Genomic DNA, 17,926 nt, shown 5'->3' with positions numbered 1-17,926 from the left:
ATGAGTTTTCGAACAGGAATTGCGCAGGCATTTCGCCGCGCGAACCGGCGCGGCGAGGAGACGCACGCGCAGCACGGCGACGAGGCGCAACGGCGTAGCGCGGCGAAACACGCCGGAATGTACCGAGACTCAGGGGTTGCAACCGCAGCGTCCGTGTCTGAGCACAAATCCGGCGCAACTGCGATTAGCACAGCGTCCGGCGCAGAACAGGGCGCAGTGCGCCGGACCTCCCGGCCCGGCGCGCCGCCGCGGCTGCATCGGAATTCCAGGAAGCCGCAGCGGCAGCGATGAAGCAGGATATTTTCCAGGAGCGGCACGAGCCGGAGTGGCAGGCGCTGGAGCAGTGGCTCAAGCAGCGCACGCGGCCGCGCGTGCAGGAGCGCAGCCGCGACGCGGAAGGCGTGTTCGGCGATCTCGAATTTCCCGGTGCCTATCGCCGTGTCTGCCAGCACCTGGCCCTGGCCCAGCGGCGCGGCTACAGCGTGGTGCTGATCGACCGGCTGCAGGATCTGGTCCACCGCGGCCACCTGGTGCTGTACCGGCCGCGTTCGCCGCGGCTGCAGGCCGTGGTGCAGTTCTTCGGCGCCGAATTCCCGCGCCTGGTGCGCAGCCAGTGGCGCGCCATGTGGCTGTCGGCTGCGCTGATGTTCCTGCCCATGCTGACCATCATGGCGCTGTTGCAATACCGGCCCGAGCTGGTGCATTCGATCATGCCGGCCGAGCAGATCGCCAAGCTCGAAGCAATGTACGACCCGGCCGACAGCGATGCCAGGCTGGGCCGCGAAAGCGGTAGCGATGTGCAAATGTTCGGTGTTTACATCATGAACAATATCAGCATCGGCTTCCGCACCTTTGCCAGCGGGCTGATTTTCTGCGTTGGTTCCATTTTCTCGCTGGTGTTCAACGGCGTGTTTTTCGGCGCCGCGTTCGGCCATCTCATTGCGATTGGCTACGGCGAGCCGTTATGGCGTTTCGTCGTCGGCCATTCCGCGCCGGAGCTGCTGGCGATCGTGATTTCGGGCGGTGCCGGCATGCAGCTGGGCTTTGCCCTGATCGCGCCGGGCCGGCGCAGCCGCGGCCGCGCCCTGGTCGAAGCCGGCATCCTCGGCGCCAAGCTGGTGTTCGGCGTGTTCGTGCTGCTGCTGTTCGCCGCGTTCGTCGAGGCGTTCTGGTCGTCCATCGGCTGGATGCCCAACCTGGTCAAGCTCGGCGTCGGCGCGGCGCTGTGGCTGGCCATCCTGCTCTGGCTGTGGCGCGGCGGGCGCGGAGCAGCGCATGCGGGTTGAAGGCCTCACCGTCGCGCTGAGGCCGCGTTCGTCCTGGGAGGCGACCGACCTTGGCTTCGCCCTGGTGCGCCGCCATGCGGGCACGATCTGGCGCTCCTGGGTGCTGGTCACCTTGCCGGTATTCCTGCTGCTCAACCTGGCCGGCGCGCTGCTCGACCTGGTCGGGCTGGCGGTACTCGTGTTCTGGTGGCTCAAGCCGGTCTTCGATCGCGTGCCGCTTTTTATACTTTCCCGTGCGGTATTCGGTGCCGCGCCCAGCGTGGCCGAGACGGTCAGGGCACAGGCCAGCTGGGGCTGGCGCAGCATGCTGCCCTGGCTGACCTGGCGGCGCCTGCATCCGGCCCGCGGGCTGGTGCTGCCGGTGGATCTGCTGGAAGGGCTGAAAGGGCCGCGTCGCAGCGAACGCGTGCGCGTGCTGCAGCGTGCGGCCAGCGGCACCAGTGCGCTGACCACCCTGGTCGCGGTCAACATGGAGACCATGCTGAGCTTCAGCATCGTCGCCCTGGCGGTGATGTTCGTGCCTATCGAATTCCTCTCCGTGGCGTCCAAGGCCGTGTGGGAGGACCTGCTGCTGGATATGCCCCTGTGGGCGCGGCTGCTGCAGAACCTGTGCTACTGGATCGCAATGAGCGTGATCGAGCCGTTCTTCGTCGGCGCCGGCTTCGGCCTGTATCTGAACCGGCGCACGCAGCTGGAAGCCTGGGACGTGGAGCTGGCCTTCCGCCGCCTGGCCGCGCGCCTGGCCGGCACGGTGCCGCTGCTGGTGCTCGCTGCCGGCCTGCTGCTGGCGACGGCGCTGCCTGGCCCGCTGCGTGCAGCAGAAGCCGAGACCGCGAAAGAGACGCCGGAACAGCAGGACAAGGTCGGCGGCGTGGCCGCCGAGACCGTCGAGGAAGATACCGCCGGTGCCGCGCCCGACAGCCTGCAGCGCATCTTTGCCGGCGAATACTACGAAGGCGACGCCGAGTTTCGCGCCGCCGTGGACAAGGCCTATGCCGATCCCGACCTGAGCCCCAAGACCACAGTCACCACCTGGGAGCGCATCGCGCCGCCCGACCCGTCCGAGCCGTTCAAGCCGGTTTCGCCAAGCCTGCAATGGATACAGACCGTCGGCCAGGGCATGGCCTTCGTCGCGGAAAACATCCTCTGGGTGCTGGTGGCGGTTCTGCTGGTGCTGATCGTGCGCTATCACCGCCTGTGGCTGTCCTGGGTAGGCGACCGCTTCGAACGCGAACGTCAGCCCGATCCGCTGCAGGAACACGCTATTGCCTTGCCCGACCGCCTGCCCGACGACCTGCCGGGCGCGGTGCGCACACTCTGGCGTCAGGGCCAGCAGCGTGCGGCACTGGCCTTGCTCTACCGTGCCGCGGTGCTGCGCCTGGATGAAAGACTGGGTACGCCGGCACCGCCGGGCGCTACCGAGTCCGAATGCCTGCGCCGTGCGCGGCGCCTGGGCGAAGACGCCTACGCCGGCCTGTTCGCACGCATCGTGCGCTGCTGGCAGGCCGCGGCCTATGCGCGCCGGCTGCCCAGCGCGGCCGAACTGGAAAACCTGCTGACAGCCTGGACGGAAGCGCGGACGGAAGCGCGGAGCGTCGTCGCATGAGCCGCACGCAGCGCTGGCTTTTTCTCGGCGTATTGCCGCTGCTGGTGACGGCGGCGCTGGTCTGGTGGTTTCTCAGCACCTTTCATCGCGTGTCCAAGGAAATCGACCTGCCGCCCCGCGGCGAGGCGCGCTACAACCCCTTGCTGGCGCTGCGCCTGACCTTGCAGCAGCAAGGCATACAGGCGATCAGCCGGGCCGACCTCGATCTCGACGACATGGCCTTGCAACCAGAGGACACCGTCGTGCTGCACAGCGACGTGCGTGTCATCGATGCGGCGCGTACCGATGCCTTGCTGGAATGGGTCGGCGAAGGCGGCCATCTGCTGTTGCGCCTGCCCGAAGGCGGCGACGAAGGCCGCGTCGGGCCACTGCTGGAAAGGCTGGCGCTGACCGTGGGCGAACATGTCAGCTGCCTGGACTGGAAGACGCTGCCGCCGGCCACCGCATCCGGCAAGGACGCAACAGCGCCTGCCGCGGCAGGCGAAGCAGGCAAGGCCGAAGCAGGCAAGGCCGAAGCGGGCAAGGCCGAAGCAGGCAAGACCGAAGCAGGCAAGACCGAAGCAGGCAAGACCGAAGCAGGCAAGACCGAAGCAGGCAAGACCGAAGCAGGCAAGACCGAAGCAGGCAAGACCGACGCCGCCGCCAAGCCACCAGCCGACAACGACACGACGCCGGACAACGGCTACTGCAGCCGCTACCGCTTCTTCACCGATGCCGAATACGAGAGCGACTTCAGCTGGCTGTGGGGCAATGCCAAAGACGGCTTCGTGTTCGGCCGCCACGACTGGGGCGACGGCAACCTGTTCATCGCGGCCGATCTCGATTTCCTGACAAATAAAGAATTGAACAAAGATGACAATGCGGCGCTGACCTGGCAGGTGCTGGGGCCGGCGCTGGGCGAAGGCCGTGTATTCCTGGTCTATTCCACCGATGTGCCGCCGCTGTACGTGCTGCTGGTGCGTCACGGCTGGCCGCTGCTGCTGGCCCTCGCGTTGGCGCTGGCGGGCTGGCTGTGGGCGCGCAGCCAGCGCCTGGGCCCGCTGCTGCCGCTGGAATCGCCGCACCGGCGTGCCCTGCTGTCGCATGTGCTGGCGGCAGGCGAGTTCGCCTTTGGCCGCGCGCGCACCGCAGCGCTGCATGCGGCAGTGCTGCGGGCGTTCCTGCAGCGCCTGCGCCGGCGCGATCCGGTCACCGCTGCGCTGAGCGGCGAAGCCCTGGTGCTGGCCCTGGCGCAGCGCCACGAGATTCCTCCCCTGCGCGTGCGCCAGGCGCTGCAGCCGCAAGGCCTGGGCAAGCCCGACGTATTCCTCAGCACCATCCGAACCCTGATGCAATTGCGAGCCAAGACATGAATGCCGAAGTCCGAGTGGCCATCACCGGCAGCGCCCTGGTCGAGCGCACCGATGCCATACGCCAGCAGATATCCGAGGCCTTCGTCGGCCAGAGCGAAGTGCTGGACCAGTTGCTGATTGCCTTGCTGGCCGGCGGCCACGTGCTGCTGGAAGGCGTGCCTGGCCTGGGCAAGACCTTGCTGGTGCGCTCGCTGGCCATGGCGCTGGAATGCAGCTTCGCGCGCGTGCAGTTCACGCCCGACCTGATGCCCAGCGACGTCAGCGGCCACGCCTTCTACGATCCCAAGACCGAAAGCTTCAAGATCCGCCGCGGCCCGGTGTTCACCAACCTGCTGCTGGCCGACGAAATCAACCGCGCGCCCGCCAAGACCCAGGCCGCGCTGCTGGAAGTGATGCAGGAGCAGCAGGTCACCATCGAATCGCGCAGCTTCGCCCTGTCACCGCCGTTCCTCACCGTGGCCACGCAGAACCCGATCGAACAGGAAGGCACCTATCCGCTGCCCGAAGCGCAGCTGGACCGGTTCCTGGTGAAGATCCTGATGAACTATCCGGAGCTGGCCGACGAAGTGCGCATGGTCACCTCGGTCAGCCATGGCCGCAGTGCCAGCGATTTCGACCTGAGCCGCGTGCGTGCGGTGGCCAAGCCCGAAGACATCGTCGCCATGCAGCTGGGCACGGCCCTGGTGAGCATCGATCCGGTGGTGCTGGACTACGCTGTGCGCATCACCCGCAGCACGCGCGAATGGCCGGGCCTGAGCATGGGGGCAGGCCCGCGCGGCAGCCTGGCCATCGTGCGTGCGGCGCGCGCCCAGGCGGTGCTGGACGGGCGCGATTTCGTCACGCCGGACGACGTGCGTGCCGTGGCCAAGCCCTGCCTGCGCCATCGCGTCAGCCTGGCGCCGGAAATGCAGATCGAAGGCCGCCGCATCGACGACGTACTGGAAGCGCTGCTGACCAAAGTGGAAGCGCCGCGCCGATGAGGCCCGCGCCGGCCCTGCTGGCAGCCCTGGTCGCCTGCGCGGCGCTGGGCGCGCTGGTCGCGTTCGAGCTGCTGCCGCTGGCGGCCTTTCTCGCCGCAATGGGTGCGCTGGCGGTACTGGCCGTCACCGATGCGCTGGCGCTGCGGCGCACGCCGTCGCCGCAGATCGAACGCGAACTGACGCCGGTGGTGCCGGTCGGGGTCGAGCGCAGCGTGGTGCTGCGCCTGCGCAACGCGGCGACGCGCACCTTGCCGGTAGAGCTGCATGACCTGCATCCGGGCGAGTGGCCGGTATTCGGCCTGCCGCGCCGCGCCAGCCTGCCGCGCGGGCGCGAAGTGGAACTGAGCTACCGCCTCACCCCGACCGAACGCGGCAATTTCCACTTTGCCGGCTGCATGCTGCGCCTGGCCTCGCCGCTGCGCCTGTGGTGCCAGCAGCGCCAGCTGCCGCCGCCGCAGGCAGTACGTGTCTATCCGAATTTCGCACCGCTGGCCAAGCTGGCCCTGGTCGGCGCCGAGCGCGCCTCGCGCGTGGTCGGTGCACACCTGAAACGCCGCCGCGGCGAGGGCACCGAGTTCCAGCAATTGCGCGAGTACCGCAATGGCGATGCGCTGCGCCAGATCGACTGGAAGGCCAGCCAGCGGGCGCGCAAGCTGATTTCCCGCGACTACCAGATCGAGCGCAACCAGCAGGTGCTGCTGCTGGTGGACACCGGCCGGCGCATGCTCGCCCGCGACGGCAACCTGGCGCATTTCGATCACTGCCTGAATGCCGCGCTGATGGTGGCGTACATCGCGCTGCGCCAGGGCGACGGCGTCGGCCTGCTCGCGGCCGGCGGGCAGACGCGCTATTTCGCGCCGCGGCGTGGCCTTGGCACCATCGATGCCTTGCTCAACAGCGTGTTCGACCTGCATGCCAGCCCGATCGCGACGGACTATCTCGATGCGGCTACCCAGCTCGGCCTGCGCCAGCAGCGCCGTTCGCTGGTGCTGCTGATCACCAACGTGCGCGACGAAGACATCGACGAGCTGCTCAGCGCCGTGCGCCAGTTGCAGAAGCGTCACCTGGTCTGCGTGGCCAGCCTGCGCGAGCAGGTACTGGAACGTCCGCTGGACCAGCCCGTGGCCGATCTGGCCGATGCGATCAGCGTGGCCGCGCTGGACTACTACGTGGAGCAGCGCACCCGCGCCCACGAAGCGCTGCGCGCGCAAGGTACCGACGTCCTCGACGTCACCTGTACCGAGTTGCCGGCGGCCCTGGTGCAGCACTACCTGGCGGTGAAGCGCGCGGCGCGGCTGTGAGTGGACAGGAAGCTTTTTGTGCGGTGATGGAATACGTCGACCCGGTCACGCTGGCCTGCGATACCTGCGCCCTGGGCGGCGTGCTGTACGAATTGCTTTGCGGCCTGCCGCCGTTCGAGCGGGACGGCATGGCCGAGCCGACCTTGCAGGCGCGCATCCTGCACACGCCGCCGCCTCCGATGAGCCGGCGCCTGCAAGCCACACCCGCAGGCATGGCCGGCGCGCGCGGCCTGCGGTCCATCGCCGCACAGCAATGGTGCGCGGCAAGGTACAGATCGGCCTGAAGCGTCGCAGCGAGGCGCTGGCCTCGTATCGCGAGGCGGTTGCCGTCTATGCCGTCTATGCCGGCAGCGCCGGCAGCGCCGGCGAAACCAATCCGAATACGTTGCGGGCCAGCTACAACCTGGCCGGAGTGCTGGCGCAGGCAGCAGCCCAGCGCGACGTAGTGCTGGTGCCGTACCGCCGCACGCTGGCTGCGGCCGGGCAGTGCTTCGGGGCGCGCAGCAATGCGGTCGTGCTGTTGCGCAACGGCTATGCGCGCCGCTTGCTGGCCGATGGCCAGGCCGCCACCGCGCTGCCCGTGCTGACGACAACGGCGGCGGCGCAGGGGCTGACGGTGGCACGCAGCGCCAACCGGCGCGATTTCATCGACCTGCTGCGGCACAGCCATGCCGCCGTGTGCGGCGAAGCCGCCGGGCCCGCCGCGGCAACGCCGCCGGCAGCGGACTGCGCGGCAGCACTGCTGCTGTTGCCCGGCGCCGGATAGGCAGGCGCTGGCGATGCTGTGTGCTGCAGGCATTGATCGATTCGGCCCCGCCATGCCGAGTAGTCGTCGCCAGCGCGTCGCAGGCGACGGCACGTCTGGCTCATTCCCTTCGTTTCCGTGGAATTGCCACGCGGTATTTCCTGTCGTCTTTCCCTGCTGGCTGCCGCAACGGTGGCCTCGCCGGCCGCGGCGCAAGTCGTCTGCGACCCGGTGCTGGATACGGCGGCCTGTCCGCCGGGCAGCGGCGATCTGAACTGTCCGGTGGTGCGGGCCAGCCAGTGCATGACGGGCGGCAGGCAGACCTTTCTGCTGCGCACACTGCCGCCTCCGCAGTACACCGAACTGGATTGCCGTTCAATTTTGTCCACAAAAGCTATTCCTGTACTGCCTGGCCCAAGCGCGCCGGCTACTGGCGGCATTGGTTCAGCGTCATGTTCTTGTGCCACAACGCGCCGTTGTATTGACTGGCTTCGGCGTTGCAGGCGGCCTCGCCGCGCGCTGCGGCAGTGGATGGCACAGGGGCATACAGGGCACGGTCGCAGGCGCGGGCCTTTGGCCCTGCCGGTTGACTCGGGACACAGGGGCGCTATCGATCACGCGCTATGTTTTTTTCAGATGCCGCTCCGGGCCCGGCCTGCGGCCAGGCGCATGCCGGACTTGCCTGCTGCGCGGGTCTCGTTACAGGCAGCAGCGCCGCACACAGACGCGGTAGGATTCGCTGTCCAAAACAGGGGAAACGCATGTCGAGAAACTGGTACTACGCCGACCGTAACCGCCAGCAGCAGGGACCGGTCAACGGCGATGCGCTGGCCGCAGCCTTTGGCCGCGGCGAAGTGGAAATGTCCACCCTGGTCTGGCATGAACAGCTGCCGCAATGGGTGCCGCTGCAGCAAGTGGCCGCGGAACTGGGCCTGCGCGCGCCGCCACCGCCGATGACCGCCACGCGGGAAGGCAGGCCGCGGGTGGTCAAGCCCAAGTCCAGCGGCCGGGCGGGCTGGATCATCGCCATCGTGGTCATTCTTCTCGGCCTTCTGTTCGTGGTCGGCATCCTCGCGGCGATCGCCCTGCCGGCCTACAGCGACTACACGACGCGTTCGCGCGTTTCCCAGGCGATTTTCCCGGCCGGGCTGCTGCGTACCCAGGTTGCCGAATACCACATCAGCAACAACAAATGCCCGCGCAATGGCGACGACGGTTTCGGCACGCCGCAAAGCTTTGCGACGCAATACGTCGAAAGCACCACCTTTGCGTCTACCTCGGCGGGTTGCACCATCGTCACGCGGCTGCAGAACCTCGGCAATGCCAAGCTGGAGGGTTCGGAATTTACCTACACCATGGACTCCGAACAGAACTGGATCTTCAGCAGCAACATTCCCGACCGCTACCTGCCCGTTTCGATGCGTTCCGGCAGTCGCTGAGCCAAGCGGGTTATCGTCGCGCCGCGGCGTTTTTGCCGCGTGCGCGAATCAGCCGGCCGGCGGCGACGCCGGTGTGGCCGACTGGCGTAATGCAGGTGCCAGCAGCAGTGCGGCGACCAGGGAAGCCAGCAGCAGCGTCGCCGCTGCAAGCTGTAGCGGCGGCTGGGCATAGCCGCCGAACCAGCTGCCGCTCCAGCCCAGCAGGGCCAGCGCCGCACCCAGCCGCGCCGCGTCGAGGTAGACGGCACGCCGGCTGCCTTCCAGCCAGGCGCATAGCGCGACCAGGCTGGCCATGGCCCAGGCGACATAACCCAGTCCCCAGGCCAGCGGCAGTGCCTCCGCCCGGGCCAGGCAGTCTGCGCCGACCAGCATCAGCAGCAGGAATTGCACGGCGACGTAGACCTGCACCTTGCGTGCTACTGCAGGTGCGTATTTGGGCCGGTTGTAGGGATCGAAGGCTATTTTGGGCGCAGCCGCCAGATCGGCCGGCTGCCAGCCCGGGTGCTTCCACCACAGCGCGAGCTTGTCGCGCCAGCGCCGCGTGCGCCAGCTGTCGCGCGCCAGTGCCGTATACACTTCCAGATTGGCCCAGATCGGGTCGTAGCGGCGCAGCGGCGCGCGCGTGCCGTAGATGGGCGGCTCGGCATCTTCTTCGTCGGCATAGGTGCCGAACCAGCGGTCCCACAGGATGAGTATTCCGCCGTAGTTCTTGTCCAGGTAGCGGTCGTTCACGCCGTGGTGTACGCGGTGATTGGACGGCGAGGCGAATACGCGGTCGAACCAGCCCAGCTTGCCGATCTGTTCGGTGTGTATCCAGTACTGGTAGAGCAGGTCGATCAGCCCGACCACGACGAACACCAGCGGCGGAAAGCCCAGCACGGCCATGGGCAGGTAGAACACCCAGCCGAACAGGAAGGTCGAGCTGCTCTGGCGCAGTGCTGTGGAAAGGTTGAATTCTTCACTCTGGTGATGCACGACATGCGCCGCCCAGAGCACGCCGATCTCGTGGCCCAGGCGGTGATGCCAGTAATAGAGGAAGTCGTACAGCAGCAGGCCGCCCAGCCAGACGGTGATGCTGCCGGCGCCCAGTTCGAACAGGCGCAGATGCTCGTAGGCGAGCACATAGATGCCCAGCATGACCAGCTTGGAAAAGATGCCGCTGACCTGCGACATGGCGCCCAGGCCGATGCTGCAGACCGCGTCGGCGAAGTTGTAGGCATTCGCCTTGCGCCGGTGTGCCAGCCACAGCTCGATACCGATCAGGGCGAAGAAGACGGGGATGGCGAAGATTATCGGGTTCACGGGCGGGCGGTCTGCGGCGAGGTCACGCAGCACCCTAGCAGATTGATTTGGAGCATTGGCGGCGACGCTTTCCATTGCCGTCCCGCTGGACGGCAGCAAGGACAGGCATGGCAAGCGCGGCGTGGCGGGCAACGAAAAAGCCCCGCGGAAATCCCGCGGGGCTTTTCGCCAGAAAGCTGGCAATCAAGCGTCAGCTCAGAAGGTTACCGACCAGCTGTCGATCTTGCCGGTATCGCCGCCGGCATTGTCGTTGACGCGCAAGGTCCAGGTGCCGTTGAGGGTTTCGCTGGACAGATTCAGTACCACGGTCTTGTTGATGTTGTCGGTGCCGCCGCCGGTGCGGTTGTGGATGTTGTAGAGCGTGCCGCTGGGACCGACCAGGTCAACCTTGAGATCGCCCTGGTAGGTGTGCACGATCGCCACCGTCACCGACGCATTGCTCGGCGCATTGCCGCTGCGGCCCGACACCGTGATCGGGCTGTCCACCGTGGCATTGTCGCTGATGGTGTAGTCCGTCGCGTTGCTATAGGTCTGCGTGCCGCCGCCACCGCCGGTGGTGAAGCTGCCGGTGAGGCTGAGGCCGGAGTAGGCGCTGTAGCCGCGCACCATCACGTAGTAGGTACCGGCCTGCGCTGTCGCGATGGTGCAGGTTTCGGCATTGCCGCCGAGATACGGCCTGCAGTCGTAGCTGGCCGTGGTCGGCGCCGAGCCGAACTTCACGTACAGATCGGCATCGCCGGTACCGCCGCTGGTGACGAACTTCAGGTTGCTCGCACCGGCCGGCACGACCAGGGTCCAGGTCTGCTCGTTGTTGGCCGCGCCACTGATACCGTTGACCGGCACGCCGTTGCTCAGCACATTGCCCGGCACCGAGCCCACCGTCACTGCCTTGGTCACGCTGGAGCTGGCGCCGCCGTTGTCGGTCACCGTCAACACCACGTTATACGTACCGGAGGCGGCGTACGTCTTGCTCGGATTGGCCGCCGTCGACGTGGTGCTGTCGCCGAAATTCCAGCTGCGCGAGGCAATGCTGCCGTCGCTGTCGCTGGAACCGTCGGTGAAATTCACCGTGAGCGCATTTGCCGCAAACGAGAAATTTGCCGTCGGTGGCACATTGCCGCCACCGCCACCGCTGGTCAGGCCGTCCAGCGTCTGTGCGCCGCTATTGCCCGGGTCCAGCCAGTTCGACAGGCGCGTGGCATTGCTGCCGCCGCCGGTCCAGCTGACCGACACGCGGCCGTAGTAGTCGCGCTTGTTGGTGTCGGTGGCGCTGCACGAGGAAGGCCCGCCGTGCAGCTGGCCGATCACGCGCTTTTCGTTGCTGTATAGCGGCGAGCCCGACGAACCGCCTTCGGTCACGCCGATGCCGGGACGCCAGCGCGCTTGCACATGCGTACCGTCGCCGGGTTCGGCGGTGGAGTTGTAGCTGGTCGTCGCGGTGGCGCCGTTAGCCAGGCTGATGCGTTTTTCCGCCGTGGCCGGGTGATGAATGCCGAAGGCCGAGGGGAAGTTCTGGCTGCGCCGGTCCCAGCCGTTGAAATACACATTGGCTGCGGCGGACGGCGTTTCGTCCAGTTCGACCAGGGTGAAGTCAGAAGCTGCATAGGAAGCACGGAAGAACGCGCCGGTCTGGAACTGATTGGTAGTACCGTCGCCGGCCTGACCGGAAGCGGCGCTGCCAACCGGGCGGCAATAGGAATTCTGGAAATTCCAGTACACCACCAGCGAGGCGGCGGTGCTGGAGTTGATGCCGCAATGGTTGGCGGTGAGGAAATACGGCTTCTTGTCCTGCGCCGTGTTGTTGAGCAGGCTGCCGGTGCAGAAGGTGCTGCCGCCGGTGGAATACACCGCGACAGAACGGATCTGGTCGCGGTACGGATCGCCTTCGGGGCACATCACGTCCACATTGCACGAGCCCGACACGTCGCCGGCGTCCTTGGGGCCGGCGCCGCTGAGTTCCGCGGCGACGCGGTTGAAGCCGCGGTAGTCATGGTTGACCTTGGCCAGCTCCAGCTGCAGTGCCGCGCGCTTTTCCGTCGGCACCGTCACTTCCACCACGATGTCGTCGCCGGCGACGACCGGTGTCCACAATTGGCCATGTTCCGCATTGTCGCGGGCGCTGAAACTGCGTACCAGCGAGCGGTCGCCGTCGCTGCGCAGACCCGCCGGATAGACGCGCAGATGGCCGCCTTCGGGCATGTGGTAGCGGGTAAAGCCGAGATTGAGCGAATACGCACCGGGCGAGCTGATGCGCAGGCGCCAGATGCTGGTCTGTGCATCCAGCGTTTCCCAGGTGCCGGATTTTTCCGGCGTGATGGCGACATCGATGGGGGCAGCAAAACGCGGCGGCAGATCGCGCGCACGCCGGGTAGCGTCTTCGCGGGTCAGCGCGGCGAGATCGACCGCCGGCATCAGCTGCTGTTCGACCTGGGCCAGCGGGCGCAGGCTGGCAGCGAACGCGGCCGGCGAGTCGGCCGCTTCGCTGGCATAGGCCGGTACCGCCAGGGCCATGCCGACACCGAAGCACAAAGTTGCAAAACGAAACTGCGTCTTCATTGGCAATTCTCCACACGAGGACAGGGGAACCACGCACGGAACGGCGGAGGGGGCCGCCAGCTTCGACCGAAGGCTTTACCGGGGACGAAACCCGGCTACTATCGGGCCTGCGTTCGCGCAGGTATTGAGCGGATCCGACAGCCGGGGTGTCGTATCCAGCCGCATCGTCATACACGTGGAGGCGTGCGATGGCAGCAGTTCTGGCCAGCCCCGGCAGCGCCTTGTCCGGCGGCATTTCCATTTCCATGCGCTCGGCCGCCAACGTGGCCGAGCGTCTGTTCGATTGCGCGCACGACACGCTGTTCTTCGTGAAGAACTGCGAGGCGCGCTATGTTGCCGTCAATCGTACCCTGGTCGACCGCGCCGGCCGGCGCGACAAGCGCGAGCTGATCGGCCGCACTGCTGACGAACTCTTCCCGCCGCCCTATGGCGACGACTACTACGCCCAGGACCGCGCCGTGCTCGACCAGCGCGTCGAGATCCACGACCGCCTGCAGCGCGTGCCGCTGGCCGACGGCGCCGCCAGCTGGTGCATTTCGTACAAGTTTCCCATCATGGAAAATGGTGAGGTTGTCGGCCTGTGTGGCATCTGCCGTTCGGTCGATCCGGCCGACGAAGGCATCGCCCAGGTAGCCCGGGCGATCGAGCATATCCAGCGCCACTACGGCGAGGCGCTGCGCATCGACGCGCTGGCGCGGGTTGCCGGGCTGGGCACGCGGCGGCTGGAGCGGCTGGTCAAGCGCCTGTTCGACCTCACGCCCATGCAACTGCTGGCGCGCGCCCGTATCGAGGCGGCGAGCAAGCTGCTGGCGCAGAGCGAAGACAGCATCGCCACGGTAGCCGGTGCCTGCGGCTATAGCGACCAGAGTGCGTTCTCGCGCCAGTTCAAGGCACTGACCGGCTCCACGCCGCTGCGCTATCGCGCGGCGCGGCGCGGCACCACCGGCTGAGGCGGGCTGGACCGCACCACGCCCGCCGCGGTGACAGCGGCTGGGCAACGCGCGATCATGCAGCCTGTCTTTGCCTCAGGGGCTGCGTGCGATGTCCGTATCTGCTGCACGAGGCGCTGCGGCCGCTGCGCTGGTTCTGCTTGCGCTGGCGACATCGGCGCAGGCGCTGGATGGCCGCGGCGTCGTGGTGCCGCTGCAGCCGGCCAGCATGGCCAGCCTGGGCAACCAGCACGGTTGCGCGCTGGTACAGGGCAAGGCGTACTGCTGGGGCTACAACCTGTTCGGCCAGCTCGGCAACGGCAGCACCACGGCGGGCGTCGATCCTGTGGCGGTGCAAGGCCTGCCGTTGCCGGTGGAACAACTCAGCGCCGGCTCCGGCCATAGCTGCGCACTGGCCGCCGGGCGCATCTGGTGCTGGGGCGAAAACGAGAACGGCCAGCTCGGCGACGGCAGCGTCACCAGCACGACCACCGCCGTCGAAGTGCAGGGACTGGGCGGCGCGGCCACGGCCGTCAGCGTCGGCGAATTGCACAGTTGTGCCATTGTTTCCAATGCCGCAAAGTGCTGGGGGCTGAATTTCTACGGCCAGCTTGGCGACGGCACTTCCGACGACCGCCGCCTGCCCACGCCGGTACAGGCGCCCGCCGGCGCGGTCACGGCGATCGCCGCCGGCGTACTGCATACCTGCGCCGTGATCGGCGGTGCTGCCTGGTGCTGGGGCAACAATCTTTCCGGCCAGCTCGGCAACGGCACCAGCGGCAACCTGACGAACACGCCGGTGGCCGTATCCGGCCTGCCTGCGCCCGCGCTGCAGGTCATGCCGGCGGCAGTACACAGTTGCGCGCTGCTGAGCGGCGGCGGGGTGTATTGCTGGGGCGCCAATGGCAGCGGCCAGCTGGGTACCGGCGGCACCACGCCGTCGTCGTCAGCGGCTGCCGTGCTGGGGCTGGGCGGTGCAGCCTCTGCCATTGCCACGGGCGGCGAACATTCCTGCGCCCTGGTCGGCGACCGCGTGCGCTGCTGGGGCGACAACAGCTATTCGCAGCTGGGCAAGCTCGACATAACCGGCAGCGCCACGGCCGGCGAGGTGCCGGGCCTGGCCTCGGTGACTGCCATCACGTCGCGGCGCTACGGCAACTGCGCGCGCCTGAGCGATGCCACCCTGAGATGCTGGGGTTTCAACGCCAACGGCGAACTGGGCAACGGCGCCGCCCGCTCGCGCAGCGCGCCTGTGCAGACCTATCCCGCCGGCAGTGGCGTAGGCGCCATCGGCCTGGGTTCCAGCCATAGCTGCGCCAGCGTACCCGGCGGCCTGCGCTGCTGGGGCTACAACGGCGAAGACGCGCTGGGCCTGGGCGCCACCAGTCTGACTGCGCCGCTGCCGACGGCCGTTGTCGGTATCAGCGCGGCACCGACCTCGGTAGCCGGCGGCCAGGACCACAGCTGCGCCGTCGTCAACGGCACGGTGCTGTGCTGGGGCAACAACGAAAAAGGCCAGCTCGGCGTGGGCGACTTGGTTGCACGCCAGGCACCGGCGGCTGTCAGCGGTCTGCCGGCCGGCGCCAGCCAGGTCAGCATCGGCGCGCGCCACAGCTGCGCCCTCGTCAACGGCGCGGCGTGGTGCTGGGGCTACGGCGCCAATGGCCAGCTCGGCAATGGCCAGACCGCCGACAGCCTGGTTCCCGTCGCGGTGAGCGGACTGGCCAGCGGCGTCAGTGCGATCAGCGCCGGTTCCGATCACACCTGCGCCATCCAGAACGGCGCGGCCCTGTGCTGGGGACTCAATACCGACGGCCAGGTCGGCAACAACGTCAACAGCGGCATCCAGACCACGCCGACCGCCGCGATAGGCTTGGCCAGCGGCGTCAGTGCCATCTCTGCCGGCGTCACGCATACCTGCGCGGTCGCAAACGGCGCGGCCTGGTGCTGGGGTTACGACGGCTACGGCCAGCTCGGCAACGGCATCCTCAATGACGCGAGCTTCGTGCCCGCGGCAGTGACCGGCCTGGGCAGCAGCATCACTGCCATCATTGCCGGTGACGACATCAGCTGTGCCGTACGCAGCAACTCCGTGCTGTGCTGGGGTGCCGACTACGACGGCGACCTCGGCAACGGCGACCCCGTGCGCAGCCTGCGCCTGCTGGCCACGCCGGTACTGGGCATGAGCGGTATGGCGGCCGGCGCACTGGCGATCGGCGGCACCCACGTCTGCGCCATCACGCTTGCGGGCGGTCTTTACTGCTGGGGCGACGACTACCTGGGGTCGCTCGGCATAGGTCGCGAAGTCATTAACGCGACGCCGCTGACGGTGGTGCGGCAGGATGTGATTTTTGTGAATGGGGTGGATTGAGGTTTCGCCGAGACGGGGGCGAGGCGTTGCCAATTTCTGCTGGCGTAAATTTTCAAACGAATCAGACGAGCGAGCGGCTTTCGATTCATCCGTTGCGGGTCACGGCGTGCTTCTTCTAGATATTTTTCGTCATGCGAAAAAAGTAGCACCGCAATCCAGGCGAATCGTCGCTGTCCGGATCGAAATCCTCAAGCATCTGGGCCAGGACCACGCACTTGCCGCCAGCCTGGTCGATGATGTAGCGCATGAACCGTGCTTCGGTGGAAAACAGCGTCACATCCTGATCGAGTCGTACAATCTACTCGCGTGAAACTGGCGGAGAAGATGGGGTGGGCGGATGCTTGCCGTCGGCGGCTTCGCCGATCTGGATCAGGCGCGGCGCTGGGCCTCGAACTTTGTCCGCGGGTACAACACCGACCATCGGCACAGCGGCATCGGCTTCGTCGCTCCTGCATAGCGCCATGCCGGTCACGATCGCGCGCTGCTACGCAGCCGCGATGCGCTCTACCGAGCCGCGCGCGAACGACATCCACGACGCTGGAGCGGGACTACGCGCGACTGGACGCCGACCGACGTTGTGACGCTCAACCCCGAGCGTTCCGGCAACTTGGCGCTCTGCCCGAAAAGCGGACGCATAGCTTCGATAGGAATACACGTCAGGCGACAACTACCTTGACGCGCGCCGTGTTCGACAAGGACGAGCGCGGACCCGACGATGCGCTGCGCCTGCATTGGAGGCGTTGCGTCAGTTCGACGACGATGAACTGCAGGTCGCGCAGCAGGTGCTGGAGAGCCTGATCCTCAAGCACTAGGCCAAGCAGATGGTATTGCGCACACAGCATCCGCCGTCTGCGACCACTGAGAACAAGCGCGCCACCAGCGGGCGGCGGCGATGAAGCAACAAGGTATACAAGCGCGGGCAACGGGTGCGCCAACACCCGTGGCCCGCTGACTAGGAGTGGATCATGGCTAAGGCCAAGCATAGATCATCAACTACTGACAAGCGCATCACCGTTGGCGCCTCGCACTATCCGACCCTTCGTGACCGCGACCAGGTCGGCGACCGGGATGTGCCGTACATCCGGCTACACGGGCACTGGTTACAGTGGGCTGGGTTCCCGCCCAATGGACGCATCCGTGTACGAGTGCTCCATGGCTGTCTGGTCATGACGTGCGAGGCGCCGCCGGCCACTAAGACACGGCGGCGATGACAGGCACACAGCAAAAGCCCCGCAACTGCGGGGCTTTTGCTTCTACTGGAAGTTAACCTGACCCCGTTAGTCGTTAGTCGTTAGTCGGCGCTTTACAATTCGCGTCGAGATTTTCGACGCCGAGCCATTCTCACGACTGCAATGACTACAATGCTCAGTGAAAAAAGCGCAATAAATAACTTTAACCACCATGAAACGTCACTCTGCGAACTAACCGAGCTTGGGTAAAACGATCGCCACGATCGTTCTCTATCACCAAGCACGATGTCATCGTTACTCCCAAGCACCTGATCGACGCCGATTGAGCGTAACGAGAACAATTTGCCATCTCCATAAACGTGATAGTCAAGCTTGTTGCCCCAAAAATCTACTACAGCTTTTTTGCTCAAATAGGGGCCTTTCCAACACATTGCCGTCGAATCACGTGAACTAGCTAGATCGGCTAAATCATCAGGCAACCGCTGGCAATCAAACCTAAATGAACCTATTGAAACTGAAACCTTCTCAAGCTGCGCCTCGGTAACGACAACAGGTGGAGATCGGAACGAGCCAACGAGACCCGCAGAAGCAAGCATGATAAGAAATGCCATAGCCCTTCTCATTGGAGTCTCTTGCTCATGTAATCAAATGAAGATTGTAAGCGTCCGGCACAACCACCTTCTCCACAGCCCCACCAGCCGCGATAGTCAGCGCCAGCGATGCGGCGGCAGTTCGGCGATGCGGCGATCAGGATGTGTCGGCAGGCGGGTCAGCACATCTTTGAGGTACGCGTAAGGCTCATAGCCGTTCTGCCTGGCGGTGGCGATCAGGCTCATGATCGCGGCGGCACGCTCGCCGGCGGCTTTGGA

16 protein-coding genes and 1 pseudogene are annotated in these 17,926 nt (G+C 66.5%); 12 read left to right on the top strand and 5 right to left on the bottom strand.

Annotated elements, in window-relative coordinates:
• Positions 1–287 precede the first annotated feature (287 nt).
• The 8 genes from DFR29_RS27465 (at position 288) to DFR29_RS27430 (ending at position 8,709) form a co-directional block, all read left to right on the top strand.
• On the top strand, positions 288–1,286 hold the full coding sequence (locus DFR29_RS27465) for a stage II sporulation protein M (RefSeq protein WP_133821845.1): 999 nt from the start codon (positions 288–290) through the stop codon (positions 1,284–1,286).
• Positions 1,276–2,892, top strand: a complete 1,617-nt coding sequence (locus DFR29_RS27460) for a DUF4129 domain-containing protein (RefSeq protein ID WP_133821844.1) — start codon at positions 1,276–1,278, stop codon at positions 2,890–2,892. The genes DFR29_RS27465 and DFR29_RS27460 overlap by 11 nt, the downstream gene beginning before the upstream one ends.
• Positions 2,889–4,244: a DUF4350 domain-containing protein gene (locus tag DFR29_RS29495; RefSeq protein WP_166654388.1), complete on the top strand. Its 1,356-nt coding sequence runs from the start codon at positions 2,889–2,891 to the stop codon at positions 4,242–4,244. Before DFR29_RS27460 ends, DFR29_RS29495 begins: the two co-directional genes overlap by 4 nt.
• Complete coding sequence (locus DFR29_RS27450; protein WP_133821843.1) at positions 4,241–5,224, top strand: AAA family ATPase; 984 nt, start codon at positions 4,241–4,243, stop codon at positions 5,222–5,224. The genes DFR29_RS29495 and DFR29_RS27450 overlap by 4 nt, the downstream gene beginning before the upstream one ends.
• Positions 5,221–6,525 (top strand): DUF58 domain-containing protein, encoded by a 1,305-nt coding sequence (locus DFR29_RS27445; protein ID WP_133821842.1) that lies wholly within the window; start codon positions 5,221–5,223, stop codon positions 6,523–6,525. Before DFR29_RS27450 ends, DFR29_RS27445 begins: the two co-directional genes overlap by 4 nt.
• Positions 6,522–6,809, top strand: coding sequence for a protein kinase family protein (locus tag DFR29_RS27440; protein WP_133821841.1), 288 nt, complete (start codon positions 6,522–6,524; stop codon positions 6,807–6,809). The genes DFR29_RS27445 and DFR29_RS27440 overlap by 4 nt, the downstream gene beginning before the upstream one ends.
• Positions 6,779–7,291: a hypothetical protein gene (locus DFR29_RS27435; protein WP_133821840.1), complete on the top strand. Its 513-nt coding sequence runs from the start codon at positions 6,779–6,781 to the stop codon at positions 7,289–7,291. The genes DFR29_RS27440 and DFR29_RS27435 overlap by 31 nt, the downstream gene beginning before the upstream one ends.
• Before the next feature lie 740 nt (positions 7,292–8,031).
• On the top strand, positions 8,032–8,709 hold the full coding sequence (locus tag DFR29_RS27430) for a pilin (RefSeq protein ID WP_166654387.1): 678 nt from the start codon (positions 8,032–8,034) through the stop codon (positions 8,707–8,709).
• Positions 8,710–8,757: 48 nt separating this feature from the next.
• Here the strand turns inward: DFR29_RS27430 and DFR29_RS27425 are convergent, their stop codons facing one another.
• Positions 8,758–10,011, bottom strand: coding sequence for a sterol desaturase family protein (locus DFR29_RS27425; protein ID WP_243746199.1), 1,254 nt, complete (start codon positions 10,009–10,011; stop codon positions 8,758–8,760).
• A 195-nt stretch (positions 10,012–10,206) separates the two neighbouring features.
• Positions 10,207–12,567, bottom strand: a complete 2,361-nt coding sequence (locus DFR29_RS27420) for a proprotein convertase P-domain-containing protein (protein ID WP_166654386.1) — start codon at positions 12,565–12,567, stop codon at positions 10,207–10,209.
• 188 nt (positions 12,568–12,755) lie between these two features.
• Between DFR29_RS27420 and DFR29_RS27415 the strand changes: the two genes are divergently transcribed.
• Both DFR29_RS27415 and DFR29_RS27410 read left to right on the top strand, forming a co-directional pair.
• Positions 12,756–13,517: a helix-turn-helix domain-containing protein gene (locus DFR29_RS27415; protein WP_133821837.1), complete on the top strand. Its 762-nt coding sequence runs from the start codon at positions 12,756–12,758 to the stop codon at positions 13,515–13,517.
• 91 nt (positions 13,518–13,608) lie between these two features.
• Entirely contained in the window at positions 13,609–15,867 is a 2,259-nt protein-coding gene (locus DFR29_RS27410; protein WP_133821836.1) for an RCC1 domain-containing protein, read from the top strand.
• A 115-nt stretch (positions 15,868–15,982) separates the two neighbouring features.
• Here DFR29_RS27410 and DFR29_RS29490 read toward each other — a convergent pair whose 3' ends face one another.
• The gene (locus tag DFR29_RS29490; protein WP_166654385.1) at positions 15,983–16,144 is read right to left on the bottom strand and encodes a hypothetical protein; all 162 of its coding nucleotides are present in this window, start codon (positions 16,142–16,144) and stop codon (positions 15,983–15,985) included.
• Positions 16,145–16,219: 75 nt separating this feature from the next.
• Between DFR29_RS29490 and DFR29_RS30250 the strand changes: the two are divergent.
• Together DFR29_RS30250 and DFR29_RS30600 are read left to right on the top strand one after the other, a co-directional pair.
• A pseudogene (locus DFR29_RS30250) lies at positions 16,220–16,543 on the top strand (hypothetical protein); the annotation flags it as partial.
• Between the two features lie 289 nt (positions 16,544–16,832).
• On the top strand, positions 16,833–17,078 hold the full coding sequence (locus DFR29_RS30600) for a SymE family type I addiction module toxin (RefSeq protein ID WP_133821834.1): 246 nt from the start codon (positions 16,833–16,835) through the stop codon (positions 17,076–17,078).
• Positions 17,079–17,170: 92 nt separating this feature from the next.
• Here the strand turns inward: DFR29_RS30600 and DFR29_RS27395 are convergent, their stop codons facing one another.
• Both DFR29_RS27395 and DFR29_RS27390 read right to left on the bottom strand, forming a co-directional pair.
• Positions 17,171–17,668, bottom strand: a complete 498-nt coding sequence (locus DFR29_RS27395) for a type II secretion system protein GspG (protein ID WP_166654384.1) — start codon at positions 17,666–17,668, stop codon at positions 17,171–17,173.
• Between the two features lie 96 nt (positions 17,669–17,764).
• Positions 17,765–17,926, bottom strand: a 162-nt coding sequence (locus DFR29_RS27390; protein ID WP_133821832.1) for a transposase domain-containing protein, incomplete at its 5' end; no start/stop codon positions are given.

It is taken from the genome of Tahibacter aquaticus, assembly GCF_004363655.1.
GTDB lineage: Bacteria > Pseudomonadota > Gammaproteobacteria > Xanthomonadales > Rhodanobacteraceae > Tahibacter > Tahibacter aquaticus.
The sequence above is the reverse complement of the archived record's forward strand: the minus strand, read 5'-3'. Positions and strand labels throughout refer to the sequence as shown.

Bases quoted from the DNA above. Each gene is read 5' to 3' on its own strand.
- DFR29_RS27465 (WP_133821845.1), top strand. From the start codon at position 288: ATGAAGCAGGATATTTTCCAGGAGCGGCACGAGCCGGAGTGGCAGGCG.
- DFR29_RS27460 (WP_133821844.1), top strand. From the start codon at position 1,276: ATGCGGGTTGAAGGCCTCACCGTCGCGCTGAGGCCGCGTTCGTCCTGG.
- DFR29_RS29495 (WP_166654388.1), top strand. From the start codon at position 2,889: ATGAGCCGCACGCAGCGCTGGCTTTTTCTCGGCGTATTGCCGCTGCTG.
- DFR29_RS27450 (WP_133821843.1), top strand. From the start codon at position 4,241: ATGAATGCCGAAGTCCGAGTGGCCATCACCGGCAGCGCCCTGGTCGAG.
- DFR29_RS27445 (WP_133821842.1), top strand. From the start codon at position 5,221: ATGAGGCCCGCGCCGGCCCTGCTGGCAGCCCTGGTCGCCTGCGCGGCG.
- DFR29_RS27435 (WP_133821840.1), top strand. From the start codon at position 6,779: ATGGTGCGCGGCAAGGTACAGATCGGCCTGAAGCGTCGCAGCGAGGCG.
- DFR29_RS27430 (WP_166654387.1), top strand. From the start codon at position 8,032: ATGTCGAGAAACTGGTACTACGCCGACCGTAACCGCCAGCAGCAGGGA.
- DFR29_RS27420 (WP_166654386.1), bottom strand. From the start codon at position 12,567: ATGAAGACGCAGTTTCGTTTTGCAACTTTGTGCTTCGGTGTCGGCATG.
- DFR29_RS27415 (WP_133821837.1), top strand. From the start codon at position 12,756: ATGGCAGCAGTTCTGGCCAGCCCCGGCAGCGCCTTGTCCGGCGGCATT.
- DFR29_RS27410 (WP_133821836.1), top strand. From the start codon at position 13,609: ATGTCCGTATCTGCTGCACGAGGCGCTGCGGCCGCTGCGCTGGTTCTG.
- DFR29_RS30600 (WP_133821834.1), top strand. From the start codon at position 16,833: ATGGCTAAGGCCAAGCATAGATCATCAACTACTGACAAGCGCATCACC.
- DFR29_RS27395 (WP_166654384.1), bottom strand. From the start codon at position 17,668: ATGGCATTTCTTATCATGCTTGCTTCTGCGGGTCTCGTTGGCTCGTTC.